The organism is Endozoicomonas sp. (assembly GCF_051008435.1).
In the GTDB taxonomy this organism is placed as follows: Bacteria; Pseudomonadota; Gammaproteobacteria; order Pseudomonadales; family Endozoicomonadaceae; genus Endozoicomonas_A.
This window is the reverse complement of the sequence record NZ_JBPCXO010000566.1, coordinates 1-5,806: the sequence shown is the minus strand read 5'-3', so window position 1 is coordinate 5,806 and position 5,806 is coordinate 1. Positions and strand designations below refer to the sequence as shown.

Here is a 5,806-nt window from a genome sequence, read left to right as displayed (position 1 = left end):
TTTAGGTGCATTTTTCGTCAAAAACTCCTTTTTCAGAAAGCTAAACGATCAGACAGCTTTTTCTACCCCTTGTGCGGTAAGCATTTCAGCACCACCCATTTCCAGCAGGGGGTGCTGAATAGTTACCCCGATTTTAAGCTTTATTCTGCAAATCAGTAATATGTTTGCCTATGCGCCAGAACAGGCAGCCGTACCAGATGTTGAAGAATGCGATATCCAGAGGCGTAGTGACAATGGTTTCACCTTCTGGAAATTCCGCCATGTAATAGAAGGTCAGGGCTACTGTTAAGGGAATCAGGATTGTCAGAAAGCGGATGGTCATGACAAAACCGATACTGAAGAAACGACCGAGAAAATCCTCTCCAGAAGCGCCACCATTGGATCGGAATACATAAATAGTGCCCAGAATGGCGATCAGTATGGCCAAAACCGAATCCACTGTGTCCCAGATATTAGGGTTCTCAAGGGGGGGCGTAGTACATCAGTTCTATTGCCATGACAGACACAGCGACAGAGATCAAAGCGTAGATAAACCGATCTTTTTCAGTAAAGCGGTGGTTCCTGATATCGTCTTTTAAAGACTCAATTTTCCAGAAGTACATCAAAAGCTCCTTATTTGATGAAGTAGGGGGGGAATGAGTGGCAGAATTGTATACTTCATAAGCGTGTAAAACCATGTCCTGATGTCTTGGGTCAATATCCGCAGGAATAGACACGTTTAATATATTAATCAGCCTTAAGGTAGTCACCGTCAATGGTTGCTGTTTGATTCATCTCTTCCCGGCAACGTTGTCCAAGATTCCATTGCATGGGAGACACCATCATGAAAGTTGTACTCATCAAAGCCTCTGCACCCGGTGATTTCAAGGATTACAAGAAAACCCGTGGTGGGCCACCCCAGTCCATATTCTCTGCTGCTGCGGCAACGCCTGATCATTATGACCTGGCCATGTTTGACGAAACCATTCGGGCCGTGAATCCAAAAAAAATACAAGCTGATCTGGTGGATTTGTTTTTCTCAACGCCTGATGCAATGCGAGGTTATGAATTGGCTGAGGCGTTTCTTGACAGGAAGATTCAGGTCGTCATAGCCGGTCTTCATGCCACCTTTATGAAGGAAGAAGCGATTCAGTACGCAGATGCGGTTCTCACCGGAGAGTGTGAGAACGTCTGGCTTGAGATGTTGAGTGATGCGCAGAGTGGTCAGTTGAAAAAGCAGTATCAGGGCAGCCAGGCTGATCTTGCCGAAGTGAACCCTTATCCAACTCATCTGATCCCTCATTCTGATTACGATGGTATATGGTCTGTACTGGTCAGTCGGGGCTGTCGTCACAAGTGCAGTTTCTGTCTGGTACCGGGCATGTTGGGGAATACTCGTTATCGTCCGGTCCAGGACGTTGTTGATGAAATCAGTGAGCTGGAAACCGACTGGATGGAGCTGCATGCTGACAACCTCACGGATAACAGGGAGTATGCACTTGAACTTTTCAAAGCTCTGGAGCCCTTGAATATCAACTGGGTAGGGGAGACAACCATTAAAATTGCTGATGATCCGGAGTTGCTGGATGCGGCTGCCCGCTCAGGACTCAGATATCTGTTGATTGGGATAGAAACACCTTCCAAAGCGGCGCTTAAATATTCTGGAAAAGGCTTTGTTAAAGCAGAGAAAATCAAAGAACAGATTGCTCGACTTCATGAACACGGAATTATTGTGGATTCGGCCGCCATTCTGGGTTTTGACGAGCATGATACGGGTATCTTTAAGGAAAGTGCCCAGTTTTTCCATGAAGTAGGCGTCGATGTTTGTGTGCCGGTGATCATGATTCCTTTTCCCGGCTCCAGAGTCTATCAACAACTGGAAGAAGAGGGGCGTATTCTGGCGCACGACTGGTCCAAGTACGACGGGACCCATGCTGTTTATACGCCCAAAGGTATGAGTGCCAGTGAACTTGAAAAGGGGGCAGAAGACTTTTATTACCGTTTCAATGCTCCTGGACGTTACATGGCAAGAAAGTTTCGCCAAGTGTCTCAGTTGGGTGTTGCCACTGCCTTCAGTGTTTAACGACTTTGTTGCTGATATGAAAATAAAAACCCCGGACTGTGCCGGGGTTTTTTAGGTCAATGTAAGGTGAAGGTCAGATCATTCAAGATCAAGCTGAATGGTCATGCCACTGTGGGTGCCATCGATCATGATGTGATTCCAGCCATTTCCCAGATCAGTTGTAGTGATGCTCTCGGTATTACCACTGTTATTGGATCTGGTTGTGTACTGGGTAGTACTAGGCCAGGTGCTGTTGCTGTAATACAGAGTTGCGTCACCTGAGCCGTGCTCGGTTTTCAGTGTCGCTCGGGTTGCGCTGGTGGTATGGAAATAGAAGTAAACTTTGTTACCGGTACTGCTGGTGACACAGTAAGGTTTACCACTTTCCATATTGACATAATCGGTGGAAGACTCCGAAGCACACGCGTTAACCAGTCCGCCAGGAACCGCTGCGCCAACGGTGACCGCAGCTGTTGCAGACGCTGAAGCACCGGCATTATCGGTCACGGTTAAAGTAGCGTTGTAAGTTCCAGCCGTGCTGTAGGTATGGGATGGATTGGCTGCAGTGCTGGTCGCACCGTCACCAAAGTTCCATGCATAGCTGGCGATGCTGCCATCGCTGTCGCTGGAGCCCGCACTGGAAAAACTGATGGCAGTGTTAGCGTTGCCAGAATAAGGGCCGTTAGCATTGGCGGTAGGCGCAACATTCGGGCCGGCTACATCATAGGTGACAGTCAGGGTCACATCCGCGAAAGTCTGATAACCCTTCACTCTGACATACCAGCGTCCTTCCGATGGATTAGCCTGGCTACAGGATTCTTCGTTACCACCAACATAAGGACGGCAAGCGTAACTTGAATCTGTGGGTTCAGAACCAAACTGCGTATAAAGATCGGCATCACCGCTACCGCCACTGATATTGAAGACAACATTAGTCGCGTTGGCTGGAATATCAATGAAGTAAATGACATCTTCACCGGCTCCTGCCGATACTCCTGTGACCGGAACCCCGGATTCTAACTGGTTGCTGGGTACTTCAGTAACTTCTGCCGTAACGGTTGCAGTCGCAGTTTTACCACCGTCGTCTGTAACAGTCAGGGTGACGGTATAAGTGCCAGCATTAGCATAGGTGTGGCTTGAACTGGCGGTTGTACTGGTATTCCCGTCGCCAAAGTTCCAGCTGTAGCTGGCAATGCTGCCATCTGAGTCGGAAGAGCCGGCACTGCTGAAGAGAATAGCGTTGCCTAGCTCCGCAGAGTAAGGTCCATTGGCATTGGCGGTAGGAGCTTCGTTCTCGCCACCTGTTGGAATGGGGCGGTCGTAGACAACACGCAGTGATACATCGCTGTAGTCAAGGAAAGGTACGATCATGACATTGTACGTACCACCCAGGTCACTGCCGGTAAACTCACAAACTTCTCTTAAACCGGGAGCTTTGAACGGTGAACAATCTGATTGTTCTGTAGTGGGTACAGAGTTGTGGCTGACATAAAGATCCGGGTCAGGTCCACCTTCAAGAGTGCTGCCATAACCGCCGGGAATTTCAACCATGACCCGCGTGGCATCCACCGGTACAGTGAAAGCGTAGTTTTTCGGGGCATCGCCTTTCTTGGCGGTTAGATTATCTTCTTCATGCAGGACTACCCGCTCACAACCTACACATAAAGTCGGATCATCCATCTTCACAGCCATCAGGCGTGCGTTAGAGTAGGCTGAGAATGCGTGGACGGTAACATAGTAGGTGCCTGTCGTTTTAGGACTGACTATACCGACAAACTCCGGTGTGCCTGCCGCAAGGAAAGACTGGTAATCATAAGTCCAGTTGGTGCCATCGAAAGAAGGAGTCTGACCATGTCGTACGTAAAGGTCAGGATCTTCTGAGTAGCCGTCGAGATAGAACGCAACCACTTCGGTACCGGCTTCCAGCTCAATGGTGTAAGTGTCGATGTCACCTTTCTCAGCGGCAAGCCCCGGAATTTCCATCAGCACTTCACCTTCAGGAGGGGCATCTGCTCCCGAACCATCCCAGCTATGGGGACTACCGGCGACATATTGGCTAAGACCGACAGAAACCAGATTTTCGTCAGTCCAGAGGCTCGCACGGGCAGGGTGATGCAACGCGGCATACATGCGTTGCGCCTGCTGTTGGGTGAACATGGCGTAGTTATCGGTGTAATGCATGAAGTTCTCGGTATTGGTTGGATCACCCAGACAGTTTTCAGCATTATTTGCCATGGAGCTGTTGATCATTTGGGGCGTATCGCAGACACGGTCACCACTGTGAGAACAGAAAATTTCGTTTTCGGAGCTGCAGGTATTGCCATCGAAAGTGTGAGGCAGATTCAGCCAGTGACCAAATTCATGAGTCAGAACCGAGCGGAAGTTTTCACTGGTATTGGTGCCAAGATAGGCGCCGTTGTAAACCACACGGGCCAGACCATCGTCTGACATGCTGGTGGACGGATACCAGGCAACCCCCGAGTTATTGGTCTCTCCATCACCACTCAGATCGTTCATGATATAGATGTTCATGTAACGATAGTTATCCCATGCGTCTGCCGCGATTTCAGCATTTTTGGCAGCACGGGCGGCATCATTGGGAGCTTCATAGTTACCATAACCAGACGCTGCACCATGGCGAACGATACCGGTTGTTGGGTTGCCGCTTGGATCCACCTGAGCCAGCACAAACTCTACGTTCATGTTTTCACGAATAGCCTGAAACTGAGCAGCGATAGGGCCATCCTGAGTATTGAGACCCTGAAAGTCTTCATTGGATTTTCGCAGGGCATCCTTGATAACGGAATCCGGTGCGCAAATGCCGCCAGAGCTACAGTTATGCTCGGAGCCGTATATATGAAAAACGACGGGAACAATGTATTCGCCGTCATCCGCATTGCCAATAGCTGTGGGTGATACAGCCATGTTCAGTTTGCCAAACTGCTGACTGATTTTACTGCCCTCGAAAAACTGTTTTTCATTCGGGCTGGGCTGCCATTGCTGGCCGTTTTCATCGGTACCACAGACGTGTCCACCAGACTTTACATGGTCTGAGACAGTCAGTTGTTTTAGTAGGGTTGAGGCGTTTACAGTCGAGAATGACTGCTGAGTCAGAGCGCCAGGAGGTTTTTCTCCGGCATTGACTGACAATGCAGTAATTAGGGATAGGGCAGTAAGGACTGCACCTGTCCTGAAATGTTTAAGCATTATGATTCATTCCTTCAGACGTTATTATTTTTATTTTTCCCCTGGCTGGCAAACTGCCTTAATCTTCACTGCTTTTGTTATGAAATACATCAGGCTGGAAAGCCTTGAACAGTTTTAAGCCCCTTTTTTAAATTCGCTTTTACAGCTTAATCCTTTTTGAAAACCACGAATCCAATCGTTATTAGCTTTTGACTAATTTATATTGTATACAATCTGTAAGCATGCTCTTAAGCCGGTTTTTGAGAACAGGATCACGGAAGTAGAGGGGTAGTTACAAAGACGACAGTGGAATTGAGTCAGAATGGTTAACACAAAGACGTTAGGATGTACTGATCATTTTTTAAAGAAAGAAAGGTACAATTGGAGCACTCATGGCAACAATAAGAAGGTTCGTCGTCACACCAATCGCTCTTATTAGTCTTTGTTTAATGTTTAAACTCGATTCTGCAGTTTTTAGCGTTTGACGAAGGAAGATTCTTGTGGACTGCGGAACCAGTCTACTACTGTGACTCTTGTGCCAAGCCTAGCGAGGTACAATCAACATCACAGCAGCAGGCT

General features: G+C 48.2%; 4 protein-coding genes. 1 reads left to right on the top strand and 3 read right to left on the bottom strand.

Annotated elements, in window-relative coordinates; translation table 11 throughout:
- Window positions 1–133: 133 nt before the first annotated feature.
- Together ACR2PX_RS29100 and ACR2PX_RS29095 are read right to left on the bottom strand one after the other, a co-directional pair.
- On the bottom strand, window positions 134–427 hold the full coding sequence (locus tag ACR2PX_RS29100) for a hypothetical protein (RefSeq protein WP_434002851.1): 294 nt from the start codon (window positions 425–427) through the stop codon (window positions 134–136).
- Between the two features lie 34 nt (window positions 428–461).
- Window positions 462–602 carry a hypothetical protein gene (locus ACR2PX_RS29095; RefSeq protein ID WP_434002850.1) on the bottom strand — a complete coding sequence of 47 codons (141 nt, stop codon included), beginning with the start codon at window positions 600–602 and terminating at the stop codon, window positions 462–464.
- 221 nt (window positions 603–823) lie between these two features.
- Between ACR2PX_RS29095 and ACR2PX_RS29090 the strand changes: the two genes are divergently transcribed.
- On the top strand, window positions 824–2,062 hold the full coding sequence (locus tag ACR2PX_RS29090) for a B12-binding domain-containing radical SAM protein (RefSeq protein WP_434002849.1): 1,239 nt from the start codon (window positions 824–826) through the stop codon (window positions 2,060–2,062).
- Window positions 2,063–2,140: 78 nt separating this feature from the next.
- On the opposite strand, the gene ACR2PX_RS29085 is transcribed toward ACR2PX_RS29090, so the two are convergent.
- The gene (locus ACR2PX_RS29085) at window positions 2,141–5,248 is read right to left on the bottom strand and encodes a M43 family zinc metalloprotease (RefSeq protein ID WP_434002848.1); all 3,108 of its coding nucleotides are present in this window, start codon (window positions 5,246–5,248) and stop codon (window positions 2,141–2,143) included.
- Between the last annotated feature and the right edge of the window lie 558 nt (window positions 5,249–5,806).

What these genes read in the sequence shown, in the direction of transcription:
- ACR2PX_RS29095 (WP_434002850.1), bottom strand. Translation starts at nt 602, where the DNA reads ATGTACTTCTGGAAAATTGAGTCTTTAAAAGACGATATCAGGAACCAC.
- ACR2PX_RS29085 (WP_434002848.1), bottom strand. Translation starts at nt 5,248, where the DNA reads ATGCTTAAACATTTCAGGACAGGTGCAGTCCTTACTGCCCTATCCCTA.
- ACR2PX_RS29090 (WP_434002849.1), top strand. Translation starts at nt 824, where the DNA reads ATGAAAGTTGTACTCATCAAAGCCTCTGCACCCGGTGATTTCAAGGAT.